Source organism: Variovorax sp. J31P179, from assembly GCF_030316985.1.
Classification (GTDB): domain Bacteria; phylum Pseudomonadota; class Gammaproteobacteria; order Burkholderiales; family Burkholderiaceae_C; genus Variovorax; species Variovorax ginsengisoli_B.
In genome coordinates this window covers 107,667-131,837 of sequence record NZ_JASZYL010000006.1, presented here as the reverse complement: position 1 = coordinate 131,837, position 24,171 = coordinate 107,667, and the positions used below count along the sequence as shown (strand labels likewise).

General features: G+C 66.3%; 22 protein-coding genes and 1 pseudogene. 7 read left to right on the top strand and 16 right to left on the bottom strand.

The window, feature by feature from the left end:
- Nucleotides 1-77: 77 nt before the first annotated feature.
- A complete protein-coding gene (locus QTI17_RS17020) occupies nucleotides 78-1,073 on the top strand; it encodes a 2-hydroxyacid dehydrogenase (protein ID WP_286534601.1) in 996 nt (331 codons plus the stop codon).
- On the opposite strand, the gene QTI17_RS17015 is transcribed toward QTI17_RS17020, so the two are convergent.
- The gene (locus QTI17_RS17015; RefSeq protein WP_286534599.1) at nucleotides 1,051-1,614 is read right to left on the bottom strand and encodes a hypothetical protein; all 564 of its coding nucleotides are present in this window, start codon (nucleotides 1,612-1,614) and stop codon (nucleotides 1,051-1,053) included. The two genes, QTI17_RS17020 and QTI17_RS17015, sit on opposite strands and share 23 nt — an antisense overlap.
- 22 nt (nucleotides 1,615-1,636) lie before the next feature.
- Between QTI17_RS17015 and QTI17_RS17010 the strand changes: the two genes are divergently transcribed.
- Nucleotides 1,637-3,400: a winged helix-turn-helix domain-containing protein gene (locus QTI17_RS17010; RefSeq protein ID WP_286534597.1), complete on the top strand. Its 1,764-nt coding sequence runs from the start codon at nucleotides 1,637-1,639 to the stop codon at nucleotides 3,398-3,400.
- A gap of 128 nt (nucleotides 3,401-3,528) precedes the next feature.
- Nucleotides 3,529-5,292 carry an esterase/lipase family protein gene (locus QTI17_RS17005; protein ID WP_286534595.1) on the top strand — a complete coding sequence of 588 codons (1,764 nt, stop codon included), beginning with the start codon at nucleotides 3,529-3,531 and terminating at the stop codon, nucleotides 5,290-5,292.
- A gap of 11 nt (nucleotides 5,293-5,303) precedes the next feature.
- Here the strand turns inward: QTI17_RS17005 and QTI17_RS17000 are convergent, their stop codons facing one another.
- A complete protein-coding gene (locus QTI17_RS17000; protein WP_286534593.1) occupies nucleotides 5,304-5,768 on the bottom strand; it encodes a GNAT family N-acetyltransferase in 465 nt (154 codons plus the stop codon).
- Between the two features lie 137 nt (nucleotides 5,769-5,905).
- Between QTI17_RS17000 and QTI17_RS16995 the strand changes: the two genes are divergently transcribed.
- On the top strand, nucleotides 5,906-9,598 hold the full coding sequence (locus QTI17_RS16995) for an AsmA family protein (protein WP_286534591.1): 3,693 nt from the start codon (nucleotides 5,906-5,908) through the stop codon (nucleotides 9,596-9,598).
- Nucleotides 9,599-9,632: 34 nt separating this feature from the next.
- Here the strand turns inward: QTI17_RS16995 and QTI17_RS16990 are convergent, their stop codons facing one another.
- Nucleotides 9,633-10,901 (bottom strand): type II toxin-antitoxin system HipA family toxin, encoded by a 1,269-nt coding sequence (locus QTI17_RS16990; RefSeq protein ID WP_286534590.1) that lies wholly within the window; start codon nucleotides 10,899-10,901, stop codon nucleotides 9,633-9,635.
- A gap of 2 nt (nucleotides 10,902-10,903) precedes the next feature.
- Entirely contained in the window at nucleotides 10,904-11,239 is a 336-nt protein-coding gene (locus QTI17_RS16985) for a helix-turn-helix domain-containing protein (RefSeq protein ID WP_286534909.1), read from the bottom strand.
- 44 nt (nucleotides 11,240-11,283) lie between these two features.
- Here QTI17_RS16985 and QTI17_RS16980 point away from each other — a divergent pair, with 44 nt between their 5' ends.
- Nucleotides 11,284-11,496 carry a BrnA antitoxin family protein gene (locus QTI17_RS16980; RefSeq protein WP_286534589.1) on the top strand — a complete coding sequence of 71 codons (213 nt, stop codon included), beginning with the start codon at nucleotides 11,284-11,286 and terminating at the stop codon, nucleotides 11,494-11,496.
- A gap of 81 nt (nucleotides 11,497-11,577) precedes the next feature.
- On the opposite strand, the gene QTI17_RS16975 is transcribed toward QTI17_RS16980, so the two are convergent.
- The 5 genes from QTI17_RS16975 to QTI17_RS16955 all read right to left on the bottom strand — a co-directional run bounded on the left by QTI17_RS16975 (nucleotide 11,578) and on the right by QTI17_RS16955 (nucleotide 14,471).
- Complete coding sequence (locus QTI17_RS16975) at nucleotides 11,578-11,976, bottom strand: hypothetical protein (RefSeq protein WP_286534588.1); 399 nt, start codon at nucleotides 11,974-11,976, stop codon at nucleotides 11,578-11,580.
- A 2-nt stretch (nucleotides 11,977-11,978) separates the two neighbouring features.
- A complete protein-coding gene (locus QTI17_RS16970) occupies nucleotides 11,979-13,223 on the bottom strand; it encodes a hypothetical protein (protein WP_286534586.1) in 1,245 nt (414 codons plus the stop codon).
- Between the two features lie 19 nt (nucleotides 13,224-13,242).
- A complete protein-coding gene (locus tag QTI17_RS16965) occupies nucleotides 13,243-13,737 on the bottom strand; it encodes a hypothetical protein (RefSeq protein WP_286534584.1) in 495 nt (164 codons plus the stop codon).
- A gap of 5 nt (nucleotides 13,738-13,742) precedes the next feature.
- Nucleotides 13,743-14,039, bottom strand: coding sequence for a hypothetical protein (locus tag QTI17_RS16960; RefSeq protein WP_286534582.1), 297 nt, complete (start codon nucleotides 14,037-14,039; stop codon nucleotides 13,743-13,745).
- Nucleotides 14,040-14,144: 105 nt separating this feature from the next.
- Complete coding sequence (locus QTI17_RS16955; protein ID WP_286534908.1) at nucleotides 14,145-14,471, bottom strand: NIPSNAP family protein; 327 nt, start codon at nucleotides 14,469-14,471, stop codon at nucleotides 14,145-14,147.
- A gap of 83 nt (nucleotides 14,472-14,554) precedes the next feature.
- Between QTI17_RS16955 and QTI17_RS16950 the strand changes: the two genes are divergently transcribed.
- Complete coding sequence (locus tag QTI17_RS16950; protein ID WP_286534581.1) at nucleotides 14,555-15,013, top strand: hypothetical protein; 459 nt, start codon at nucleotides 14,555-14,557, stop codon at nucleotides 15,011-15,013.
- Nucleotides 15,014-15,038: 25 nt separating this feature from the next.
- On the opposite strand, the gene QTI17_RS16945 is transcribed toward QTI17_RS16950, so the two are convergent.
- The 6 genes from QTI17_RS16945 to QTI17_RS16920 all read right to left on the bottom strand — a co-directional run bounded on the left by QTI17_RS16945 (nucleotide 15,039) and on the right by QTI17_RS16920 (nucleotide 20,646).
- Nucleotides 15,039-16,187, bottom strand: coding sequence for a HupE/UreJ family protein (locus tag QTI17_RS16945; RefSeq protein WP_286534579.1), 1,149 nt, complete (start codon nucleotides 16,185-16,187; stop codon nucleotides 15,039-15,041).
- A 55-nt stretch (nucleotides 16,188-16,242) separates the two neighbouring features.
- Complete coding sequence (locus tag QTI17_RS16940) at nucleotides 16,243-17,442, bottom strand: tetratricopeptide repeat protein (RefSeq protein WP_286534577.1); 1,200 nt, start codon at nucleotides 17,440-17,442, stop codon at nucleotides 16,243-16,245.
- The gene (locus QTI17_RS16935) at nucleotides 17,442-17,708 is read right to left on the bottom strand and encodes a hypothetical protein (protein ID WP_286534575.1); all 267 of its coding nucleotides are present in this window, start codon (nucleotides 17,706-17,708) and stop codon (nucleotides 17,442-17,444) included. Before QTI17_RS16935 ends, QTI17_RS16940 begins: the two co-directional genes overlap by 1 nt.
- 10 nt (nucleotides 17,709-17,718) lie before the next feature.
- Nucleotides 17,719-19,209, bottom strand: coding sequence for a DUF4331 domain-containing protein (locus QTI17_RS16930; RefSeq protein ID WP_503011075.1), 1,491 nt, complete (start codon nucleotides 19,207-19,209; stop codon nucleotides 17,719-17,721).
- Nucleotides 19,210-19,403: 194 nt separating this feature from the next.
- Complete coding sequence (locus QTI17_RS16925) at nucleotides 19,404-20,048, bottom strand: cysteine hydrolase family protein (protein WP_286534574.1); 645 nt, start codon at nucleotides 20,046-20,048, stop codon at nucleotides 19,404-19,406.
- Nucleotides 20,049-20,166: 118 nt separating this feature from the next.
- A complete protein-coding gene (locus tag QTI17_RS16920; RefSeq protein WP_286534572.1) occupies nucleotides 20,167-20,646 on the bottom strand; it encodes a DUF4188 domain-containing protein in 480 nt (159 codons plus the stop codon).
- 490 nt (nucleotides 20,647-21,136) lie between these two features.
- Here QTI17_RS16920 and QTI17_RS16915 point away from each other — a divergent pair, with 490 nt between their 5' ends.
- Complete coding sequence (locus tag QTI17_RS16915; protein ID WP_286534570.1) at nucleotides 21,137-23,878, top strand: ATP-binding protein; 2,742 nt, start codon at nucleotides 21,137-21,139, stop codon at nucleotides 23,876-23,878.
- A 72-nt stretch (nucleotides 23,879-23,950) separates the two neighbouring features.
- Here the strand turns inward: QTI17_RS16915 and QTI17_RS16910 are convergent.
- Nucleotides 23,951-24,157, bottom strand: a pseudogene (locus QTI17_RS16910) (transposase); the annotation flags it as partial.
- Nucleotides 24,158-24,171: the final 14 nt, after the last annotated feature.

Sequence of the window (24,171 nt, the reverse complement as noted above, 5' to 3'; positions counted from 1 at the left end):
GGCAATTGCAGCCAAGTTGACAGAACTCGGCCAATTGCCCAATGCTATGGCGTGACCGCCCCGCGCGAGGAGTTTTCATGAAGACAGCCGTGTTCAGCACGAGAAGCTACGACAAGGCCTTGCTGACCGCGGCGAACGCCCGGGCCGGGCACGAACTGATCTTCCTGCAAGACCGGTTGACGGCCAGCACGGCGTCGCTGGCCGCCGGCTGCGAGGCTGTCTGCGTGTTCGTGAACGACAACGTCGATGCCGAAGTGCTGACCCTGCTGGCCGCGCAGGGAACGCGGCTGGTTGCCACCCGTTCCACCGGCTACAACCAGATCGACGCTGCGGCTGCCGCAGGGCTGGGCATCGAGGTCGTGCGCGTCACCAGCTACTCGCCGTATTCGGTGGCCGAGTTTGCCGTCGGCCTGCTGCTGGCGGTGAACCGCAAGATCGCGCGGGCCAGCGCGCGCACGCGCGACGGCAACTTCGAACTCGACGGCCTGATGGGCTTCGACCTGCACGGCAAGACGGTGGGCGTGATCGGCACCGGCAAGATCGGCACCATCTTTGCGCGCATCATGCTGGGCTTCGGGTGCACGGTGCTGGGCTATGACCAGTACCGAAACCCTGACTTCGAGGCCATGGGCGGGAACTATGCGAGCAGCGCGGACCTGGTTCACGACTGCGACGTCATCTCGTTGCATTGCCCCCTGACCGACCAGACACGGCACATCGTGAATGCCGAGTCACTGGCACGCGCCAAGCGCGGCGCCATCCTCATCAACACCAGTCGCGGCGCCCTGGTGGACACCGAGGCGGCGATCGCCGCGCTGAAGACCGGGCAACTCGGCGGACTGGCCATCGACGTCTACGAACAGGAGTCCAACCTGTTCTTCCAGGACCTGTCGTCGACCATCATCGAGGACGACGTCATCCAGCGGCTGGTGTCGTTCCACAACGTGATCGTGACGGGCCACCAGGCCTTTTTCACCCAGGAGGCGATCGGGCAGATCATGCAGACCACCATCGAGAGCATCAGTGCCTTCGAGTCGGGGGCCGAACTGGTCAACCGTGTTCCGGTCGGCTGACTGCCTCGACAGCGCCATCGGCGCGACCGCACAGGGAGGGTTCGTGCAAACGCTGGCGAGTGCAATTCTTCTGTGCGTCCTGGCCGGCTGCGCGGGCGCCCCGCCTCAGGGCGGCTATTCCGTCTGCTCGACGCAGCCTGGTACCTATGCGTGTCAGATCGAGCAATACCAGAACGTGGGCTTCTGATTCGCGCCAGCGTGCCTTTGCGCCAGACAAGTCCGCCGGGCAACTCAGACTTCTTGAAAAGTCAAGAATCCGGAACGGGAGATCGAAGTCGATGGGAGGCTCGGTAAGAGGCGCAGGAATACGAAGCGCCATCGACCGACCGGGCAAATCGCGGGCCGACGGCGGCGCATGCGCGGGGTCGTCGGAGATCGAAGGGATCGCCACCACGCACAAAAGCGTGCGGAACAGGCAATGGCCGATCGTCGCCGTCGTGCCGGGCTTGTTTTGAATGCTCACAAAAGCCCCCCATCCTGCAATGTAAAGATCAAAATGCGGCTTGGTGGCCGGTGTGCCGACGCTAGTGCTGGCGGGCACGCGGCGCCCGAGGGGTGGCCGAATGAACGACGAACGATCGACGATCAATCACCGAATCGGCGACGGGCCCCCGATGGGTGCACCGGGCGCCGTCGGCGAAGGCATCGCGGCCTTTGCCGGCTTCGAGTTCGATTCGCGGCGCGACGAACTGCGCAAGGATGGCGTCGCCGTCTCGATGCGACCCAAGCCGCGCGCCTTGCTGCGCCATCTGCTCGACCATCCAGGCCGGCTGCTCGGAAAGGAAGAACTGATCAGGGCCCTGTGGGGGTCGGTGATCGTCGGCGACGACTCGTTGGTTCAATGCGTGGGCGAGCTGCGTGCGGCGTTGGGAGATCGGGGCGTGTTGATCAAGACGCTGCCGCGCCGCGGCTACATGCTCGACACGACGGTCGAAAGGCTGGCCACCCGACCTCAGGAATTGCCACAACCCGAGCTGGCGATGGATGGACCGAAGCGCACCAGTCGGAATCCGGACCGGCGATGGTGGCTCGTCCCGTTCATCTGCGCGTTGCTTTTGGGCGTCGCCGGTGCCGTCTGGAAGATCCGCCAGCCCGCGCCGTTCCGCATAGACGACGAGCTGACTGCGCGTCATGCCGTTGCGGTGTTTCCGCTGGTCGATGTCGACGAGCCTGGCGGCACTTCAGTGCTCGGTAACGCTCTGGCAGACGATATCAGCGCGCAGATCTCGCTGCGGCATGGAATGCGTGTGATCGGCCCGGCGAAGACAGCGCGCTACAACGCGCCTGCGCCCGACATCGCGCACATCGGGCGCGAACTGGGGGTCCGCTACGTCATCGGCGGTCGCGTGATGCGCGATGGCGGCGCCATCGTCATCGATACGACCTTGACCTCGGTCGAGACAGGCGAGGTGATCCGATTGAACCGCTCGACCTTCCCGACGCCTGCCGATGTCCGACATTCCAACCTGGATCAACGCGTTGCCAGTGCGTTTCGCATGCAGTTCTTCGAGATCGACAACGTGCGTGCCAGTCGGCCCGGTCACGTGGTCGATGCAGCCGACCTGACCAGTCTGGGCTGGCGCGACCTGAATCGCTTCGCGACGCGCGACGACGTGTTGCGGGCTCGCAGCCGCTTCGAGGCGGCACTGAAAGTCGATCCCGATTCGGTGGGCGCTCTCCAGGGCGTGGGTTCCAGCTACCAGATCGAGATCGTCAGCTACTTCAGCCGCGACCCGCAGAGCCTGGTCGAGCGGGGCAAGAAAGCACTCAAGAGGGCGATGGAACTGCGTCCTGACGTGCCAGAGAACCTCCTGCCTTGGGGCAGCCTGCTCGGCCTGAGTGGCCAGCTGGCCGAGGCGATGGCGATGTACAAGAAGGCATTGGAGATCAGTCCGAACTACGCCTTCGCCCACCTCTTCGTTGCCCGCCAGCTGATCTGGGAGGGCCGCTTTGCCGAAGCCCAGCAGGAAATCGACAAGGCCCGCGGGCTCAGTCCGGCGGACGCGCGCCTCTTGTATGCCGTCTATGCGCTGTCGGCGACCGCTAATTTCGTGCAGGGCAGGGACGACGAAGCCTACAGGTGGGCCATGAGGTGGGTTGCCGAATATCCGAACAGCGGGCAACCCTATGCGATGCTCGCCGCCATCGATGCGCTGCGCGGACATGACGCCGAGGCTGCCGCCCACATGGCCAGGCATCGCGAACTGCTGCCAAACGACTCGATCGCCTATGTCGCGTTCCTCAATCCCTCGACCGACCCCGTCTTCCTCGCGCAGCGCGCGCGGCTGATCGAGGGGCTGCGCAAAGCGGGATTGCCTGATGGATGAGTCCGGACTTCGTGAATTGACATCATCACCCTTGAGGATGATGGCCCCGGATAGCTCCTTCGGCCAGTTGAGCAACCGCGCCCGGTCGAACATAGTCCCCCTGGATCATTGAATCCGGAGGAGATGCCATGGCCACAGCGGAAGCCGCCGTCGAAGCGTTGTCGACGGCGAAGCGGTACCCGATCATCTACGTGCGGGGCTTCGCCTTCAGCGCCAGCGAGCGCGACGAGACCGCTGCCGACCCGTACTGCGGCTTCAACGTCGGATCGACCGTCGCCCGCGCGACCGCCGACAAGAACCGGCCCCAGTCCTACTTCTTCGAGTCGCCCATCGTGCGGCTGTCGCTGGACCACAAGTACGAGGTGATGTACACCGACGGCATCCAGATCCTCGACCCGACCTGGAGCAACGGACCGATGGGCCAGGCCCGGGTCGACAAGGGCATCCCGATGAACTCGATCATCATCCACCGGTTCTACGACGCCGGGTCGAACCTGGTCGGCAGCGGAAAAAGCTCCTCCATCTCCGACTACGCGAAGGAACTGGCAAAGCTCATCGCGACGGTTCGCCTCCTCGTGCGAAACCACGAATCGCACAAGGATGGCTCCACCTACACCGATGCCGACTTCCGGTGCTACCTCGTCGCGCATTCGATGGGCGGCCTGATCGTCCGGGCCCTGCTGCAGAACAAGGCCAACGACGTCTCGAAGATCCTGGTGAGCGACGGCGAGGTCAAGGTCGCCCCGGTCCGCGACACGGTCGCGAAGGTCTTCACGTACGCCACCCCGCACAACGGCATCGAGCTGGGGGGCTTCAACGTGCCGCGGGTACTTCCCGGCTTTCTCAAGGATGCATCGACATTCAATCGGGACGTCATGCGCGCCTACCTCGACAAGCAGCTCATCGGCGGCAACATCAACTACCTTCCGGAAGACATCTCGCCGCCGCCGTCGCACTGGTTCTGCATGGTCGGGACCAACCGCCTCGACTACGAGGTCGCCGCGGGGCTCTCCCGCAACTTCGTCGGGCGCGGCAGCGACGGCCTGGTCCGCATCGACAACGCCACGCTGTGGTACCAGGAGAAGGTCGGCGACGGCGAAGACGCGCCGCTCATCGCCAAGCCGACCGCGACGGCCTACGCCTATCGCTCGCACTCAGGCAGCTTCGGCATCGTCAACTCCGAGGAGGCCTATCAGAACCTGGTGCGTTTCCTGTTCGGCAACTTCCGGATCGACCTGTGGCTCGACATCGAGAATGCGACGCTGCCGGCGATCGTGCAGCAGCAAGAAGACGCGGGGCGCCGGGTCGACGCCGTCTACCAGATCGAGCTGACGGTCGGTACGCGCGGCAAGACCTGGGCCTTGAGCCGGCGCAAGTCGGAGGACGATTCACCCGCTTGCCGCACGTACCAGGATCTGAAGAAGCTCAAGGCAGGGCAGGTGGAATCCGTCCACTTGTCGACGGTCTTCCTCATCAAGTCCGCCAAGGTCAACAGCGACCGGCCGGGCATCTCCTACTCGGTGACCCTCGGCATTCGCGCGCCGGACTACGAGGTGGACAAGGCCTTCTGGCCCGATGGCCACTACGAGGGCGTCCAGCTGTTCAGGGACTCGTTGGTGGTCACGCTCTACGACCCCGCCGACTACAAGAAGCTCCTTCTCAGCCAGGGCAACGCGGCAGCTCCTCCGGAAGGCCACTGGATGGTCAGCTACGACTGGCTGGAAGACAAGCTGCCCCCCGACAAGCGATCGTGGTCGCAGGAGTTCAGCCCGGAAGCGATCGCCAAGCCGATGCCTGTTCTGATCGACCTGCATCAACCCGCGCCGGGCACAGTCGCCCAGAACGGCTCGGTCAAGGCCAGGCTGCGGATGGTGGCGAGCGGATGGGAGTGAGCCTGCCGGCATCAATCGAGCGCTTTGCGCATCAAGGCATTCTGGAGGGTCACGCCCCGACGCACTGGAAATCGCCGTTCGACCACCTTGAATCCGTGGAGCGCAAAGAACGGCTCTGCGGTCAGGCTCACATCCGACGTCAGCTCGGTCAGGCCGAGAAGCTCGGCCTCTTCATGGATACGGGCCATCAGCCGGGTCCCGATGCCTTGCCGCGGATGCGCGCCCGACACGAAGAAGTGGTCGATGTACCCGTTGAGCTGGACGTCCGCGTAGCCGACGATCTCGTCGCCAAGCCAGGCGACGAAGGGTCGGATTCCCTGGACCCGGCTTGCCCACAGCGCCGGGTCGAGGTCCGATGGCGCCCATGCGTCGAGTTGCTCGGGTGAATAGTCACTGGATGCAATCTCGTGGATGGCCGTGAAATACACGCGAAACAACGCAGCTTCATCACCCAGCCTGAACCGGCGAATCTCCATGAGTCCCTCATGACGCGACAACTTGATGAAGCGCGAGTCTGTCACATCAGGGCGCCAGCAACTGGCGGCGGCTCCCGCACGCGTTTCGCTACGATGGCGGCACTTCGTTCGTCATCCATCCCCCGCATCGCCCCACCATGACCACACCCGCGCCGCCATGGCGCCGACGCACAACCAGGGTGCTGCTGTGGGCGGTCGGGCTGCTGCTTGCCGCGGCCCTGGGGCTGACGCTCTTCCTGAAGACACTCGACGCCGAGGTCTACCAACGTGCCTTGGAGCGACAGCTTTCATCCGCCCTGGACCGGCCGGTGTCGATAGGCGCCGTGTCGTTCGACATTGCCTTGCGACCGACCTTGTCGGTGCGCGACCTGCGCATCGCCAACCCGCCATGGGCATCGCGGCCGGACTTCGTGACCGCTGCGAGCGGCGAGGCGCGCCTCGATCTCGTCGCCCTCTGGAAGGGTCGGGTCGAAATGCGCGGCATGCGCCTGAAGGGCGTGGACCTGCTGCTCGAGCGCAACGCGGAGGGCGAGGGCAATTGGCCCTTCGGCACGCCCCGTCAGAGCACCCAGCGCGCGGTATTGCCAGACTTCGGCACCGTGTCGCTGACCGACGTCCGCATCGGCTGGCGGCCGGGCGGCGGCGCCGTGGAGCAGGTCCGTCTCGATACCGCCGAGGCCACGATCAGCGACGGCCTGCCGTTCCGTATTCAAGCGCTTGCCGACTATCGAGACACGCCGATGCAACTCACGGTGGAGGCCGACGCCTCGCTGCAGGCTGCCATCGACGGCGCGCCCTGGCGCCTGTCGGTCGGCCTGCGACCGAAGGGGGCGAGCCTCGCGCTCGACGTGCGATTGGCATCGATCGCGTCGTTCGAGGGCGTTCAACTTGGCATCGAGGCGACTGGCGAGCAACTGGCCGCGTGGTCCGGCGTCCTGGGGCGTGCATTGCCGGGATGGGGCCCCTATCGCTTGTCGGCGCAGGCTCGCTACGTACAAGGCAGCCTGCAGGTCGACGGCCTGAGCCTGTCGCTCGACGGGCTGCCGATGCAGCCGTCGCGCCTCGAGATCGGGTCGGGCAATGCGGTGTTCGGTGCGAGCGTGGACACGCGGCTGACGCTCGCGGGCAAGCTCGGCGATGCGGCGTTCTCGCTCGAAGCCAGCGGCGCGCCTTGGCCCGAGCTGCAAAAGACCGATGGCGGTGCGCCCCTGGCGCTGCGCGCCGAGCTCGCGGGCTTCACGCTCAGCGCCGATGGACGCATCACGCCCGCGGCCGAAGCCGTGGACTTCGACCTGGCACTGACCGCCCGGGGCGACGCGCTGGCGCCGCTGAGGCTGCTGGCGGGCCTGCGCCCGGGCCCCCCCCTGCCGGTGGATCTGGCGGCTCGCGTGACGAATTCCAAGGAAGGCTATTCGGCCAAGGACATCCGTGGCCGGGTGCTCGCCACCGCGGTGTCGGGAGATCTCGCCTACGCCAGCGCGCCGCGCGCGCTGCTCAGCGGGGCGCTGAACCTCGGCCAGCTGGACTTGAATCAGCCCGAGCTCAAGGCATTCGAATCGGCCGCCCGCGAGTCCCGGCCACGGGATGTCGCCGGTGCCGGTGCACCGGCGTGGTCGCGCGGCGTCGAAGCGGATCTCTCGTTGCGGATCGCAGGCATCACCGGCCTGCCGATCCCGGCCAGGAACCTGAGCAGCCGGGTGCGCTGGCGCGACGACGTGGTTCACCTGCAAGGGCTCGCCGCCACGCTGGCCGGCACGGACGTCACGGGGGAAGGCACGCTTCGCTGGCGCGACGACCTGCCGCAGATCGATGGCAAGGTGAGCATCGCGGTGCTCGACTTCGCCAAGCTCGACGGCAGCGCGGCGCAACGAGGAAAGCGCAGTGCATTCGACGAACCACTGCCGCTGGCGCCGCTGCGTAGCTTCGATGCCAGGCTGGATGTCGACGTTGCCCGCATCGCCGGCGCACCGGTGCCGATCGGCAAGCTGGCCGCGCTCGCGTATCTGCGCAGCGGCAAGCTCGCCATCGACCTGACATCCGCCACGGTCGCCAACGCGCAGCTGCAGGGCCATGTCACGGTCGATGCGAGCGGGCGGGCATGGCGCGTCGATGCCGACGCGAAGGCCGACCGCCTCGACGTGGCGACGCTGCTTCGCGCGCCGAATCGGCCGGACACGGTGCGCGGCGCGATCCAGGGGCTGCAAGTCCAGTTCGGCTCGCAGGGCACGAGCGTGCGCGAACTCATGAAGCAGGCCAAGCTCTCCGCTCGCACCGCTCCCTTCACCCTTGCGGTGGGGCGCGACCGCTCCCCGGTCCAGGTGCAGCAGGCCAGCATCGAGGTCGAGCCGGGCGGCCCGGTGCGCGCGAGCGCGGCGGGCCATGCGCTCGGCGCGCCGATGAACCTGTCGGTGGTTGCCGGGCCGCTGGCCGAACTGCTGCGCCCCGAGACCGCGTGGTCGAAGATCGAAGCGAACCTGCGTACCGCCCTGGACGGCGACACGCTCCACGTGCTCGCGACCAGCGGGCCGCTGCAGCGCCTGATCGGCCTGCGTGACGTGCCGCTGACGGTGCAGGCGACATTGCCCGGCGCGCGCGCCAGCCTGGAGGGCAACGTGGGCAACCTTGCGGCGCCCACGGGCACGCGGCTCGCCGCCCGGATCGAGATCGACGACCTGGCGAAGATGGCGACGCGCTTCAGCGCTTCGGGCCTGCCGGCGCTCCCGGTCAGCGCCTCGGGACGGGTCACGCTGGGAGACGGGGAGGTGGCCGTCGACGGTCTCAGCGCGCAGGCCGGCAAGTCGGATGCGGCGGGGCGGCTGCAAATCCGGTGGCGCGACCGGCCAAGGCTTTCAGCGGACCTCACGTCCAGGCTGATCGATGCCACGCAATGGACACAGCCCACGCCCAACGAGACGCCGGTGCTCGACCGGCCCATCCGCATGCCGTTCCTGCTGTCGCGCGACGCGCAGTTGCAGCTGCGCGCCGAGCGCCTCCTCTTGCATCGCTACGACCTGGGGCAGCTGCAAGTCGATGGCACCCTCACGAACGGACTGATCCAGTTGTCGACCTCAGCGGCCGAAGGCGAGATGCACGGGGAACTGCGCCTCGATCTGCGCCGGGAGGTGCCTGGTGCGGCGCTGCGCCTGTCGCTCAAGGACGTCGATACCGAGGCGCTGTACACGGCTCGATCGGGGCCGGCGAGCGGGGCCGCCACGCCGCGGCTGTCGATCAATGCGCAGCTTGCCGGTGCCGGCACCACGATGCGCAACATGCTCACGGCCGGGCGCGGCGAGTTCCTGCTGACTGCCGGCGCGGGCACATTGCCCATCCACTCGGGCTATGGCTTCGAGAGGGTCGCCGGCAACCTGCTCCTCGCGCTGGTGCCCGGTCGCAGGGCGGCGCAGCACACCCAGCTCGAATGTGCGGCCGCGCGCTTCGCCATCGCCGACGGCGTGGCCACCTCCAGCGACGGCATCGCGCTGCGCCTGAAGCACCTGGACATCCTGGGCGGTGGCGCGGTGAACCTGAAAACGGGCGAGATCCTGTTCGGGTACCGGGCGGTGCGACGCGAGCTCTTCCAGCTCAGCTTGATAGGCCTGACGAGCGGCGTCGCGAAAGTCACCGGAACGCTCAGCAACCCGACTGTCGAACTGGACCCCAGCGGCGCGCTGCTCGTGGGGACCGCGGCCTGGGCCACCGGGGGGATGTCGCTGCTGGCGGGCGACTTGTGGCGCAAGCTGCAGTCGACCGCCGACCCCTGCGCCCGCATCGCTGGGGGCGCCCAGCTGTCGAGCGACCCGCTCGACGTGCTGATGCGATCGGTGCCGTGACGGTCACGTTGCCGTTGACCAGTTCGGAGTGAACTCAGCGCTCGAACGCTGGGGCGAAGTCTTCCAGCTCGTTCGCCTCGAGGCCCACAGCGGCGGAGACAGCCACGGCCCGCCACTGATCCACAGCGCTCGCAACCTCGGCGAGAACCTCTTCGGCCTGCTTCGCGTCGAGCTCGAAGCGGCTGGCTTGGCTCATGAGCTGCTCAACCGAGGTGATGGGGCCTGTGTCTTCGCTCAGCCAGGTCTTCGACTCCCGGTCCTTGTCGGGGAAGGGGTTCAGATCAAAGGCTGGCGACAGGCTCCACTTGTTGTCGCCCTCGTAGAGGAAGCCGATGTTGTGCAGGTGGTCGTCGACGTTCGTGATGAGGTGGTTGAACACCAGGCGACGCCACAGCTCCCGCGCGTCGGCCAGGTAGTCCCTGCTCTTGGATCGCATGACGTCGACGACTTCGGTGTAGGCGCGCTCTTCCCCGCGAAGGGCCTGCAGCATCGAGGTGCCGGACATGTAGGGGATGCGCCCGTTTTCCTCTGTCCGGTCGAACCGGCGGATGATGGCCACAGGCGTCTCTCCAACCATCGCGATGCGCGAGCTGGCCACCCGGATGCCCGCCAGTTCAGCCAGGTGCAATGCCAGTACCTCGCCGCGGGTGACGCTGCGCTCATCCTTCACGCTGGGGAACTTGCCCAGTGCCAGGAAGCCGTCCTCGTCGAGTACCGTGCACTTCGGCCGCATGCCGCCCAGCGACGTGCCCTTGCCTTGCAGGTACTTCAGGTCCTCCTGGGTTTCCTGGCTCAACTCGAATGCTCTCGAGGCCGCGTAAAGCCTGGCCAACTCGAGCAGGGGCGGGGTTGCGCGTTTGCCCTCTTCGACAGTGCGCAAGTACGGCTTCTTGCCGTTCAGCACGCGCAAGGCCCCGATCCGGCTGAAGTCATCGACTTTGCACAGGTAGTCCAGCTCGGTCAGAGCCGGCAGGGCAGGGTTGGCCTTGCGCTCTTTGGCGTGTGCGCGCGCAATCACCCTTCGCCCCCAGGTGTCTGGTTCGGTGTCGGCGAGTGCATAGAAGAAGCACGACTCGTCCTTGTTCGCGGGCTTGTGCACCTGAAAGCCCAGGGTGCGGTCCAGGTCTGATGAGATGTCGAAGCACGCCTTCTCTTTCAGCCAGGACTCGGCATATGCGAACTGTGAGAACTCACGCGCGCCAGCCTTGACGTAGACGAGCTTGCCCAGGTGCACCCCGGCTTGGCCAAGATGAACGTCAAGCTCCACCTGCGAGGGAGCCGGAATGTGCCGTTTGATTGCCATGGTCAGAAGCTGCTGCTCGCGCTCTTGCCGCGCTTTCGGGCGTAGACGCGCTGCGGCAGGCTTTCGTCCTGCAGCGCCAGTCCCACGGCGTCTTGCTGGGTGTCGAGCAACTGGTCAAGGCGATCCAGCTCCCCGAACACCTGCATGGCTCGCGCCAGGTGCACCAGTGCACTGCCGGGATGGCCAGCCTCCAACCTTCGAACCGTATTCACCGAGGCGCCGATGCGCTGAGCCAGGTCCTCCTGCGTCATGCGACGGCGTCGCCGTGCCAGCGAGACGTTCTCGCCGAGACGACGTATCACGCGCGCAACGGGAGCAGGGATGTTTGAGTCAGCCATATTCACCCATATTTTGGAGCTTTTGAGGCACAGTAAGCCAAATTTTGGCGATTTTAGCGACAATACACTGCGGCACGCCAACAGGGAGGAATGACATCCATATTTGGGCACTTGCTTACCACAAGCACCCGTTTGAGAGCGTTAAGGTCCGGTACAGCCAGGAGGTGGTCGAGTTTTCCCGGGCGACGGGCGGCGGCTGGCAGTCCCGTATGGACGGAGTGCTGAAGGAGTACGTCGCGCAGCACTTGCGTGGATAGGGAGTGCCTCGGATGCGGGTCTTGATCTCGCCCGGCCATTCGGAGTAGCCGACCGGCGGCTTCCCACCTCCACCTCAGCATTCAAGGCGCCTTCCCCGCCTCCCCAAGCAACACCTCCGCGTCCCCCAACGCATCCGCCGCCAGAACCGGCGCCGGCAGGCCCGACAGCCCGATCACCATCACGCAGCGCGTGTCGTCGCATTCCTGCGAGACGACCTTGCCCGCGACCTGGGTCGATGCCTTCTTGAACGTGACGCTGACCGATGCGCCGCGGACGATCTGGCGCTGCTTCGCGAGGGCCGCCGGCATGCTCACCAGCGCGGCCAGCGTGTTGGCCGGCGCGGTCACCGGCTTGGTCGCGGCGGCCACGTCGGCCCGGGGCTGGCGTCCCGAGATCAGCGCCACGATGGCGATCGCGAGCATCGCGTGCAGCCCCAGGAAGAACCATCGCAAGACAGAGACGTGCCGAACGCCTTTCATCATCATGGCGCCGGGTGCTGGAAGACGACATTCGTCTTGCTGTTCAAAATCGACAGCCGGCTGACCGCCGCCCACGCGTCCTTCTCGTCGTCGGTGCTCGCCGGCAGAGGATGCCGAAGCGCCGCAAGCAGTTCGAACCGGTGCAGGTCGATGGCGCTGCGCACGGTCTCGGCAAAGCCCGCATAGCTCGCATGCACGATGCCGAGCCACCCGTAGGCCACGACCGGGCCCAATCCGATCACGGCCAGGGCCGTCCACAACGAGCGCCCATCGAACAACAGAAACACCGACCACGCAAACACCGTGGCCACGGTCAGCGTGAGCGTCAGGATCGAGAAGTCGAGCTGGATCTTGGCCATCGCCAGCGAGTCGCTGAGCTTCGTGTCCTTCTGCACGACGAGCAGGAAGCGCGGCCAGAAGAAGTCGAACTCGATGCCGTAGCGCGTCAGGCAGTAGCTGCGCAGCGCCGCCGCGTCGTTGCCGAGGCGGGTCGGCGCCAGCTCCCTTTCGCCGAACAGGCGCTCGCGCTCGGCCAGTGCCTGTTCCTCGATCTGCTCGGCCCGGTCGAGGGCATAGGGCGCCAGGCGGCGCACCATCTCTTCGTGCAGATCGTGCAATCGCGACGCCTGCTGCTTGTCGGCGGCCTCGAGAAAAAGGCCCGCGTCGGCGCAGTTCTCCTGCAAGGCCCTCGACAGGGTGCGGCGCGCGCTGTCGAAGCGTTCGGGCGAGATCACGCGGTTGAACCAGCGCTCGGTTCGCAGCCGCGCGATGTCCTTTTCTGCCGCGTCGATGGCCCGCCGGTTGCCGATCTTGCGATGGCGGGCGCCCACGGCCCGATCATCCTGGAGGGCCTCGATCACGGCGCCGGACTTGGGCACGGCGGCACTCAGCGCGAAGTCGCGCCGATACGCGTTCTCGAGCGCGTCGCGCCGCAGGGCATGGGTCACGATCGTGAGGTGGGCGACCCATTTCCACATCGTCGCGCCTTCGAGGAAGCGCGTGACGAACTGCGCCAGCGGCGAGGTCGCATAGGCGATCACCCAGATCGCCAGCATCGCGATGACCAGGTCGAAGATGCGTCCGGCCGGGGCCGCATAGGCCTGCGCTGCGAAGGCGCGCACGGCCGGGAATTCGAGGCAGGCCAGCACCAGGTTCGCTGCCGCGAAGAGCAGCCAGGGCACATAGCGCGCGAGCAGGAAGGCGCGCCCGAAATAGGTGTCGAGCTTGTCGAGGACCTGGCCAAACATGAGGTGGCCGTCCGCGCGTTCAGCGCAGCGGTGCCTTGTGGAACGGGCACTGCCCGCCGTAGGTCTTGTAGTCCCGCTCGTCGTAGCTCTCGCCACCGACGGCGCATCGGTACTTGCTCCCGACCAGCCTCATGTCGTACTTCGCGTCGACGTACGCCATCACGATCGCCTGGCCGTCGGCGCCTTGCGTCTGCTGCGTCACCAGCGCGTCCACGTGCAGGCTCCGGCACAGGTTGGCAACGCCGTGGAGCTCCGGGGCGAAGGGATCGAGGCCGGCGTTCGCCGCCATCTCGGGCGTCAGCTCTCGCGCCAGCAGGCCTCCGGCGCGCATGAGGGGCAAGCCCCCGGGCCTGCCGGCCAGGCCCATGAGATCCGCGGCCCGGTGCAGCCTGTAGCCATCCGGCGCGATGGACACGACGCCGGCGAACCTGCGGAGACCCGGGTTGTCGAACGCCTCGGACGCGGGCGCATCGGCGTCGAAAAGCGGCAGCGCGACGGGTCGGAAGTCCGCCATGATGGTCAGTCCTTCTTGCTGCCCGCGCTGCGGTCGATGTCGGAAGCGATCCGGCCGATCAGCACATAGACGCTCGACTGCAGGCACTCGGCGGTGTTCGAGCGATTCCAGTCATAGCTCAGCGACGGGGTGTCGACCTTGAGGCGCGCCGCCACGTCCTGCAGGAAGGTGCCCATGCTCGCCTGGTCGAAGGCGAGCCCGCCAGCCGCATTCATGAGGTCGCTGTATTTCCACACCACGGCCGGCTTGTCGCGCGCCAGCTGCAGCCGCACCGCCGTATCGATTGCCGCCATGACGCTCATGCAGGCTCCTCAGGGTTGGTGCGCGCATTTTGTGGCAACTGGCACGAAAAGGAAACACTTTGGGCTACAGGCTGGTCGCGGCCAATGCGTTGGGACCGGCGAGCCCTATTTCGCAGGCGAGAAAGAGGTTGGCGCCAGGAACGAGTTGTCCATCTTCGCAACGATCGGTCCGGCTGCCTCGCTCGTCTTCCTGACCTCGACCCATTCGGGATCGACGACAAACGTGCCCCACTTGGCCTCACGCTCGGCCAGGCTCTCCCAGACAAGCATGTAGGTCAGCACGTTGCTGTCAGGTCCGACCGCAGTCGTCCAATATCCGAGTTGACGAATCCCCAGCCGGTTCCAGATGCCCACGGTGTGATCGCGAAATCTGGCAAGAACGTCAGGTAGCCGGCCAGGCATTGCGGTATAGACGCGTAGTTCGTAGATCATCGACATCAGTCCTCAAAAGGTTGTTGCCAAGCTCACATTTTGCTGCCCGTTCGGGGCGAGTGAATCACAAGGAAATACAAGTCATGACCGATGCAGTTTCCGCCGCCCTGCAGGCCTGTGAATCGTCTGCGCAATATGAGGCGCTGAAGTTGGCGTTTGCCTGTGAATGCGTGCAACGAGTCCGTCACTTGCTCGAGGACGAGGGTGTCGCGCGCTGCCTCGACATCCTGGCGGCGTACGTCAAGGGGGAAGCGGATCGAGCAGCGCTCGATCGGGCCGCGGCTGAAGCCGCGATCTTGGCCAATCGGCATCAAGGCTCTCGATCATTGGACGGGGTGGGTCACGCAGCTGTATCAGCAAGCTATGCCGTGGCGAATGCACTGGGCGGCCGTGTTGTTCAGGCGGCAGACTACGCCGCTTACGCTGCGGTCTACGGCGACGGCGGCTATGGCGCAGTCTGCGATCCCGAGTCATTTGTCGATGAGAGGAATTGGCAGCTCGGAACACTGGAGCGACTTGCGAACGCTCTCGGAGTGCGATGAGAGGCCATGGCGGCTCGGCCTCTCCCTAGGCGAACGGCAGGACCCTGAGGTCGAAGACCCGCTCCATGAACCAGATCCCCGCGATCAGCAACGCGGCGGTCGACCCGCCGTGCAACAGCACCCGCTCGTAGCCCGGCCAGTGGCGCATCGCCAGCAAGGCGCCAAGCGCCGAGAACACCACGACAAGCTGGCCGGCTTCCACGCCGAGATTGAACTGCAGCAGGGCCAGGACGAAGCCTCGCGTCGGAAGCTCCATCTCGGCCAGCGCACCGGCGAATCCGAAGCCGTGGATCAGCCCGAACAGGAAGCTGAAGAGCTTGCGCCGGCCGCGCAGCAAGGGGCGGATGTTGTCGAACGCGGCGAGCACGATCGTGACCGCGATGGCCGGCTCGATCACGCGCGGCGAGATGTGCACGATGTTCAGCGCCGCCAGCGCCAGCGTGAGGGAGTGCGCGACGGTGAACATCGTGACGATGCCGAGCATCGGCAGGACCGCCTCGCGCCACGTGATCACCGGTTCCCAGTCGCCGGCGCGGCGGCGCAGCACCGCGGGCAGCAGCAGGCAGATCAGGAACAGGATGTGGTCGTAGCCGATCAGGATGTGGTGCACACCGTCGCGGAACAGGCTCGCGTTGGGCGCCGCAGCATCGGCCGCATTCGCGCCCTGTCCGGTGTCATGCGATGCCGAAGGCCAGTTCAGAGTGACCGACCCGCCGGAAGGGTCGAGCGAACGCACCTGTGGCTCATGGCCTGCCTGCGCCGTGAGGCGCAGCAGGCCGCGGTGCGTGGGGTCGACCTCGCGGAACAACTGGTAGTCGATCGACAGCGCCGTCGCCACATCGCATCGGGCCTGCAGCCGGAAGACCAGGTAGGCACCGTCGATGCGTTCGTCCACCGCCGGCGGCGCGGCCTCGGTCAGGACGCAGCGCCCCTGCTGCAGCCGCAGGTGCGCGAGCGCATAGGCGCGGATCTCATCCATTCGGCCCTTGACTTCGCCCCAACTCAGTTGGCGGTCGCCGTCGAGGTCGAGATCGAGCACGGTATCGAGGTCGCGCAACGCGATGTCCCAGCGCAGGTCCACCGTATCGCCGGTCGTCTGCAGTTGCAGGTAGGCGTCGCTTGCCTTGTGCGCGTGCGCCGTGCGAGGTCCGGCAGCGAGGAAGGTGAACAGCAAGACGCTCAGGCACGCGCTCGTGCAGCGCATCCACCGCGTGGACACGGGCCTCATGTCAAAGCAAGGCGTCAATCCGCGCATCGCGCAATCCCGTGCGTTGCATCAGTGTCTTGAGTTCGCCGCGCGCTTCCTCGTCGTGGGCCGCGTTGGCGGCGCGTGCGAGCAGCAGCAGGTCGATAGGCTCGCGCTGCAGGCGCACGTTGGCGCGGGCCAGATCGAGTGCACGGCGCGCATCACCTTCGACGTCGAGCGCGAACAAGGCGCCTTCGCGCGCATGCACTTCGGCATTCCCCGGCCGCTGCGCCGCCGCGTCGAAGCGGGCCTGAAGCTCGTCGAGAACCTTGCGAGCGCTGTCCGTGCCGACGGGACCGCGTCCAGCAATGGCCAGTCGCAGCAGCACCGCGTCGCTGCGCGGCTCCCTGGCGAGCAGCGACAGGACTTCGGCGGGTCGATTCTGGCGCAGCAGGTAGTCGCTGTAGGCGATCAGAAGGTAACCCGCGGGAGCGGCCTGCAGCGCCTGTCTGTAGAAGGCCTCGGCCGCGACAGGACGCCCCGCGAGTTCCTCGATTTCAGCCAGGGTCGTGAGCAGCCATTGGCGCGTGCCCGCCTGCTGCGCCCCCTGCACGGCCGGATCTGCCAGCAAGCCGCCCAGGGTGTCGCGTGCCGACGCATGGTCGCCGCGCAGGCCTGCGTTCTCGGCGAGGCAGGCCAGCCCATATAGCGCAGGGCCGACGCGGCCCAGCGCGCGGCACGCGGCGTCCGACTCGGCATAGCGGCCTCGCACGCGCAGGATGGTTGCCAGCGTGATCCAGGCCTGCGCGTTGCCGGGCTGACGAGCCAGCGCCGACTTCAACGTGGCTTCGGCGCCGTCGAAGTCATGCAGGAACTGCGCGATCGTGGCTCGCATCACCAGCACGGCGGGCGGCGTCTGCGCCGCGGCTGTCGCATCCCAGGCCTGCAGCGCGCCCATGGCGTAGCCGGCGTAACGCGCATCTCCTTGCGTTCGCGCCAGGTCCAGGTAGGCCTGGGCGGCAGCGAGCGCGGTGGCTTCGTCGCGCGGGCGCTGTGCCAGCGCCTGCCGCAGCCGCCGCTCCTCGCGCGGCCAACCCGCGATGGTGGGCAGCGTTTCGACGATCGTGTCGTCGCTGGCCGGCACGCGCGGTGCGGCGCTGAGCGGTGTTCCGGCTGCGAACAGCAGCGCCGCCAGCAGGCCGCATCGGGCCAGGCTGGCCCTGGGGCCGTTGGGTCTGCGCATCACTGTATGGCGATGGGTTCCCGGGCCTCCGTGGTCGTCGGGGGATCAAATGCCGACACGTCGGCTGGTTCCGCCGTGTCCAGCGCGGTCGCGACGAGCGCCTTCACATAGGCCAGGAACGCATCGAGGGTGGCGGTTTCGGCGGATGTCGTGCCGCTGCCGCTGCCGATGGGCGGCAGGTAGCCGCCGCCCCCGCCACCACCGCAGGCGGCAACGACCAAGGCCGCAACCAGCGGAAGGCCGATCCGAATGATCATGCGGTTCATGTCGTGCTCCTTACTGAGAACCCGGGAGGGGGGTGTTCAGGTACGGGAACGCCTCCGGGAACTGCGCCGGGCTCTGCAGCGCGCCATCGGTCAGCGCAGCGCCGCCGGCAGGGGCATCGGACGGCTTGCAGCCGACCTTCAATGCGTCGAGCGCACCGGTGGCGACGCAAAGCGCACCCATCGCCACGCGCAGTTCGGCATCCACCACGTCGTCGCCGGGCCGGCGGCCGTTGGGGAAGCCGGCATTGTCCCCGGCCAGCACACCCAGCCCGTTCTGCCTGGCCTTGGGTGTCGGCACCACCGAGGTGTTCAGACGCAGCATTTCCGAAGCCTTGCCATTCGCAGGCTTGTTCACACCCTCCACGCCGGTGAGAAAGGCAGCGACCAGATCGGTGCGCGGGAAGTTGGTCGGTGCTGCGGCACTCGGGAACAGGGTCTGGATCAGGGCCGGCAGCGTCGGGTTGGTCACGTAATCAGCGAATTGCCCATCGTCCTTTGGCTTGGAGCTGTTGAACTTGTCCTTGTCCTTCAGGCCGATCACGACCTCGTTCACCAGCGGCATGCCCAGGCGCGACACCTGAGCCCAGGGCCCGCCGTTCAGCGCCGTCGTGCCATGGCCGCTCTTCGGGGGGCTGGCAATGAGCCGGCCCTGGCGCACACTGGCGGTGGTCCAGCCGCCGATGATGGGGCTGCCCGCGGTGGTGACGCAGGCGATCGGCACTTCGAGCGCCATCGTGGTCACGTTCTTGCCGGCGAGCGCGTCCGCGTTGGCGCTGGTCGAGCCCAGCGGATTGAGATTGATCAGGTCGAACACCTGGCCGAGCGCGACGGTGAATGGATCCTTGCGCTGTCCCACGAAGACGCGACCGGGCGTGCTGCAGCCCGGGATGTTGACCGCAAAGAGATGTTGGTTCGCAAAGCTTGCATAGCCGCTGGGGCCGCCGAAAGTCTTGTCGCCGATGTTGTCCGTCGGTTTGTCGAACACCGTGCCGCCACCGGCCATCGAGACCGGCTCGACCCTGCCGGTGCGACGATCGCCACGCACGATGTCCAGCGTGTAGGTCTCGCGCAGGTTGCTGGTCGCCTGGTTCGGCGCCGAGATCGGGCCCGCCTGTACCAGCGGAATGGACACCTTCTTGTCGGCAATGGGCAACTGGATGTCGCGCAGCGTATTGGTGAATTTGAAGCGGAAGGTGATGTTCTCCACCGCATCGCCGTCGGTGTCGAGATGGATCTCGTAGAGCGCATTCGGATCCATCGTGAAGTAGTTCGGCCCACCGTACGGGCTCTGGTCGGGCTGGTAGTTGGCGATCAGCGTCACGAAGCCCTCGCGCCCTGGCTCGTAGCTGCGGAACATGTAGAAGTCGGTGGCATCGACCTTGGGCATGCCGGCAATGGATGGCGCCTCGCGGTGGCTGGACGCCATCGCGCTGCCGGCGGCGATTGCACATGTGGCGAGCAGTCCGAATCGGATGGATGGGTTCGAGAATTTCATGAGCATCACCTCGACGGGTTGGATGGCAAATGCGTGGCCAATCGGGTGCTCGACCGAGTACCCGCTTCTTGTACGCAGCGGCGAGGCCTTTGGATGTGTAAATGAATGCAATACCGGGCGACCCGGAGCTGCCGTCCGCGAACGGCTGCTATTCGGCCCGGCTGAAGTGCTCCTCGGCTTCCCCTCGCCGAAGCGCACGATCAGCGGCGGAGAGCGAGGGAGCGTCGCAAGAAATTCGTCTCGGTGAAGATCGCGTCCCCGGCGAACTCCAACAGCCTGACAGAGCCACGCGCGGCGTCCTCGTTCCCATGCCCGCACGCATCGGAGACGATGACGGGAATGAAGCCGAGATCTGCAGCGTGTCGAGCGGTAGGCTCGATGCCGATTTCCATGGCCAGGCCGACGATCGCGATCGCCCGGATGCCGCAGTCACGAAGTGCGAAGGACAACGGCGTTCCTTCGAACGCGGACATCGCAATCTTGTCGAAGATGGGCTCGCTTTGAAGCGGCGCGAGCTCAGGGACGAGCTGAAACCCTGGCGAGTCGCGCAGGAACCATGGCCGCACGTCGTCGGGGCTGTCGACACGCTGCCAGCTCATCGCCATCCGATACTGGAACGAACCCATGAACTCGCGCGGCAAGGACAGATGCCGCGTGAAGCACACGCGCATCCCGGCTTCGCGCGCGATGGTCAACGCGTCATACACACGCGCCGTCAGAGCGGCGCCATCCGGCACCTGGCTGACGATGCCGACTTGCATGTCGTACACGAGCAGCGCCATGTCCCTGGGATTGCAGACATCGTCGAGCGTGCGCGGGATGGAGAGACCGAATGCTTTTTCCATCGCGTTACTCCTGGCCAAGGCCATTGAGGGTCATCCGTTGCATGCCAAGGTGGGCACAGTGGTGCTTTCGCACTCCACTTCCCAAATGGTATGACGGCCACACGGCTGGCGCGTGCAATCAGGGCTGATTCTTCGTTGCTCTCAGTCGTGCGGCCGCTGAGCGGTTGGCTTCTGCAACACTCTGGGTCGTTCCAGCCCGGCCGAGCCCGAACAACGGCATGTTGACGTAGATGTTCTCGTAGGTGCCAGGCGAGGCCGCGTAAGTCTCGTGCCAGATGCCCACCGAGCCGTCAGTGCCGATCGCTTTATTGAACGCCTTCCACGCAGGGAGGTGCTCGGCTTCCCTGTCCTTCGCATAGGCCAATAGCTGCTCCATGGAACGCCAGTACTGGAGCACGACAATCGTCCGCGAAAACCATGCTTCAGCATGCAGGAAGCCGCGTTCCGGCTGACGATACAGCTCCTTGATCATCCGGGGCATGGCGGCTGCGACGGGCAGCCACTTATGAACTTTCAAGGGCTGGTTGATGCGCATGCCGATGAGGAACACCACGAAGTCCCCCTCCATTCTGGCGGCCAGGCGTTCTCGGCGAATCATGAGAGGCGCGTCCTATCCTGCGAAGAATTCATCGTGTCCACCCCCGAAATTGGGAGGCGGCAATGCTGAATCATGCCTACCCCGATAGGTTCAGGTCAAGGAGGGCTATGGAGTCGGCTGCGATTCTGCGAAGGCGATCGGGCATCGCTTCCGGAGCGGGTCGAGCGTCGGCAATGGGGCCCAATCCGGTCAACCGAGGCGACGAATTCGCTGGCAGAAAGCGGTCTCTCAATGTCGTGCATCTTCCGGGCTCGCGCGAGTCGCCGATGTAACGCGGTGGCTGGTCGAATCCACACGCCTTGCTGTTGATGGAAGCGAGCGGTCCGGCGGCGCGCGCCGTGGTGATCGCCAGTCCCATGTCACCCGTTGTGACGGCGGCCAAACCAAGCGCGGTGCGTGCCGACCTTGCTGCCAGCCTTGCGCGGCTACAAGGGTGACACGCCCCCACGCTAGGTCTACGATGCTGCCTCGCAGCATTCGGGGGTTCCTTGTGAACGATTCAGCCTTGCGGCATCGGTTGATGGCGATCCTCTGCGCCGACGCGTCGGGGTATTCGCGTCGGATGGCGCAGGACGAGCTCGCGACGATGGCCGAGCTCGATGCAGCGCGCCAGGTCTTTCGCGAGCGCGTCGCCGAACATGGTGGGCGCATTGTCGACACGGCCGGCGACTCGGTGCTGGCGGTGTTCGAGACCGCCGCCGGTGCAGTCGATGCGGCCGTGGCCGTACAGCGACAGCTCGCGTGCGCGGACACTGGCCAACCGGAGGCGGCCCATCTGCGCTTTCGCATCGGCGTCCACCTGGGCGACGTCATCGAGAAGCCCGACGGCTCGGTCTACGGCCACGGGGTGAACGTGGCGGCGCGACTGCAGGCGCTGGCGCTCGAGGGCGGCATCTCGGTATCGGACTCGGTGCGCACCACGCTGGGCGAGCGGGCCGCTCATAGCTTCGTGGACCAGGGCCAGCATGCGGTGCGCAACATAGGGCAGCCGCTGCATGCGTTTGGAATTCCCACGGAAGGGGCCGCCGCGCCGCAAGCGCCTCGCTCGGCAACCCCATCGACCCAGGCCTTGGGCAATCTGCCGACGCGGCTGCCACCGTTGTATGGACGCGCGGAGGACGTCGCGGCGCTGGTCCGGCTGCTGGAGCTCCATCGCGTGGTGAGCGTGGTGGGCCCTGGAGGGATCGGCAAGACTCGGGCGGCGCAGGCGGTGGCCCACGCCGTGCGCGGCAGCCATGCCGACGGCGCCTGGCTCGTGGAACTGGCCCCGCTGGCAGATCCGCAGCTGGTGGTGCCCACCGTGGCGCGGGTGCTGGGGCACCCCATGGCGGTGAAGGAGACCGCACTCGCGTCCCTGGTTCAGGTGCTCAGGGACCAGCGTCTGCTGCTGGTGCTGGACAACTGCGAGCACCTGCTTGAAGCGGTGGCCGAGCTGGCCTCGCAGCTCGGGGCGGGCGCCCCGGGCGTGCGGCTGCTCGTCACGAGCCAGGAACCGCTGCACATTGCTCAGGAGCAGATCAGTCGGCTCAACGCGCTGGCGGTGCCGCCGAGCGCGGACGTGAGGGCAGCGCTTGGATACGGCGCGGTGCAGTTGTTCGTCGCACGCGCGCAGGCCGTCGATGCCGGCTTCGCCGTGGACGCCGGGAACGTGGACGACGTGGTCGAGATCTGCCGGCGGCTCGACGGGATGGCACTCGCGATCGAACTGGCCGCGGCGCGGGTGTCGCTGCTGGGGGTGCGCGGGGTGCGTCAGCGGCTGAACGAGCGGTTGAAGCTGCTGGCAGCGGGCAGCCGCATGGCACTGCCACGGCATCAGACGCTGCGCGCGGCGCTGCAGTGGAGCCACGGGCTGCTGACCGCAGTGGAGCAGACGGTGTTCGATCGGCTCGGCGTGTTCATGGGCACGTTCTCGCTGGAGGCTGCGCAGCAGGTGGCGGCCGACGAAGCGATCGATGCCTGGGCGGTGCTCGATCACCTGGCCTCCCTGGTGGACAAGTCGCTGGTCCTCGTCGAGGGCGGGCAGACAAAGCGCTATCGGCTGCTCGAGAGCAGCCGGGCTTTCGCGCTGGAGCGGCTGACCGCTGCAGGATCGCTCGAAGCGATCCGAAGGCGCCATGCGCAGGCGATCGCCGACACCTTGACTGGTGATGATCCCTTCGAGGAGCCGCTGGCGCGGATGCGTCGCATCGCGCCCGATCTGGACAACGTCCGCGCGGCCGCGGCCTGGGCGATGGGACCCGGCGGCGATCGCCAGATCGCCGTGGCGCTCGCCGCTGCCACCGACATGCTCTGGGATGCTCAGGGCTTCAACGACGAAGGTGCGCGCTTGTATCGGGCCATCGTGCCGTGGGTGGACGAAGCGACGCCGCCTCGACTGGCGGCCCGTTTCTGGTTCGCGGTCTCGGACCTGCGAATGCAGACCGGCACGAAGCGTCAGGCCGAGGCGGGACTCAAGGCCGCTGAGCTGTTTCGCAGCCTGGGCGATCGATTCTGGGTGTTCATGTCATTGACATCAGCTACTTACCACCTCGCATTTCTCGCCGATCGTGCGGCGGCGAAAAGAGCGCTGACCGAGATGGATGCACTGCTTGACCCGGCTTGGCCGTCGTGGCTGCAATTTGCCATCGCCTGGTGTAAGGCAGTTTGCGAATACTTCGTTGAGCGCAGGCCGGAGGAGGCGCGAAAACTCGTTGACTCTGTCCTGCAGAGCCATCTTAGAGGAGACAGCTATTACGGAGACGGGTGTGAATTCCTGCTTCCACATTTCGACCTGGAAGCGGGCGACTTTGCGTCCGCATTGCATCGATGCGACGATCTTCTTGGCGGGTCAACGGCGATTGAGTGCACCTACGTACGCGCATATCTCCTCGCTTGGCGCAGCTTGGCACTCGTTGGTCTTGGCGATCTCGAAGCGGCTGGGATCTCGTTGCGGACCGCGACGACCATGATCACGCACACGGCAGGTCCGGCTGTCTGGTTGTTCTGCTACATCGCGCAGCTGCTCGCGCGCCAGGGCCGGTTCGTCGAAGCAGCGAAGACGATTGCCAACATCGACAACCGCTTGGGGCCCAACCACGAACGCTTGACCCTGCTGACAGAGCGCTGCTACGAAGACGCACTCGCCATCATCAAGACGGGTCTGGACACCGAGGCGCTCGGTCGGCTTCGCGATGAGGGTTCCCGACTCAGCGCGGAGGAGGTGATCGCCATGGCCTTCCCAGTCCGGGCGTAGAGACACAACAGCGACTTGGCGCACCGCCGGTAAGCGGCCATTCGAGAATGACTCGTTTTGGCTGCGGATTCGACCGGTCGATGCAACGATCTGACTGAACATCTCAGCCGGCGTTTGGAAGTCGAGAGTCTTCCTGGGACGCTCGTTCAACCTCCGCGCCAATGCATTGAGATTGGCCTGTGAGAATGCCGAGACAGCGATGCCCTTGGGAAGGTACTGCCTCAGCAGCCCGTTCGTATTCTCGTTGGTTCCGCGCTGCCAAGGGCCCTGTCGGCGGCAGGCGAGGTGGTCGG

Bases quoted from the DNA above. Each gene is read 5' to 3' on its own strand.
- QTI17_RS16955 (WP_286534908.1), bottom strand. From the start codon at position 14,471: ATGATCTACGAACTACGCGTCTATACCGCAATGCCTGGCCGGCTACCT.
- QTI17_RS16940 (WP_286534577.1), bottom strand. From the start codon at position 17,442: ATGCGCAGACCCAACGGCCCCAGGGCCAGCCTGGCCCGATGCGGCCTG.
- QTI17_RS17010 (WP_286534597.1), top strand. From the start codon at position 1,637: ATGAACGACGAACGATCGACGATCAATCACCGAATCGGCGACGGGCCC.
- QTI17_RS16965 (WP_286534584.1), bottom strand. From the start codon at position 13,737: ATGGCGGACTTCCGACCCGTCGCGCTGCCGCTTTTCGACGCCGATGCG.
- QTI17_RS16950 (WP_286534581.1), top strand. From the start codon at position 14,555: ATGACCGATGCAGTTTCCGCCGCCCTGCAGGCCTGTGAATCGTCTGCG.
- QTI17_RS16995 (WP_286534591.1), top strand. From the start codon at position 5,906: ATGACCACACCCGCGCCGCCATGGCGCCGACGCACAACCAGGGTGCTG.
- QTI17_RS16920 (WP_286534572.1), bottom strand. From the start codon at position 20,646: ATGATTCGCCGAGAACGCCTGGCCGCCAGAATGGAGGGGGACTTCGTG.
- QTI17_RS16960 (WP_286534582.1), bottom strand. From the start codon at position 14,039: ATGAGCGTCATGGCGGCAATCGATACGGCGGTGCGGCTGCAGCTGGCG.
- QTI17_RS16985 (WP_286534909.1), bottom strand. From the start codon at position 11,239: ATGGCTGACTCAAACATCCCTGCTCCCGTTGCGCGCGTGATACGTCGT.
- QTI17_RS17000 (WP_286534593.1), bottom strand. From the start codon at position 5,768: ATGGAGATTCGCCGGTTCAGGCTGGGTGATGAAGCTGCGTTGTTTCGC.
- QTI17_RS17005 (WP_286534595.1), top strand. From the start codon at position 3,529: ATGGCCACAGCGGAAGCCGCCGTCGAAGCGTTGTCGACGGCGAAGCGG.
- QTI17_RS16925 (WP_286534574.1), bottom strand. From the start codon at position 20,048: ATGGAAAAAGCATTCGGTCTCTCCATCCCGCGCACGCTCGACGATGTC.
- QTI17_RS16935 (WP_286534575.1), bottom strand. From the start codon at position 17,708: ATGAACCGCATGATCATTCGGATCGGCCTTCCGCTGGTTGCGGCCTTG.
- QTI17_RS16930 (WP_503011075.1), bottom strand. From the start codon at position 19,209: ATGCTCATGAAATTCTCGAACCCATCCATCCGATTCGGACTGCTCGCC.
- QTI17_RS17020 (WP_286534601.1), top strand. From the start codon at position 78: ATGAAGACAGCCGTGTTCAGCACGAGAAGCTACGACAAGGCCTTGCTG.
- QTI17_RS16970 (WP_286534586.1), bottom strand. From the start codon at position 13,223: ATGTTTGGCCAGGTCCTCGACAAGCTCGACACCTATTTCGGGCGCGCC.
- QTI17_RS16975 (WP_286534588.1), bottom strand. From the start codon at position 11,976: ATGAAAGGCGTTCGGCACGTCTCTGTCTTGCGATGGTTCTTCCTGGGG.
- QTI17_RS16990 (WP_286534590.1), bottom strand. From the start codon at position 10,901: ATGGCAATCAAACGGCACATTCCGGCTCCCTCGCAGGTGGAGCTTGAC.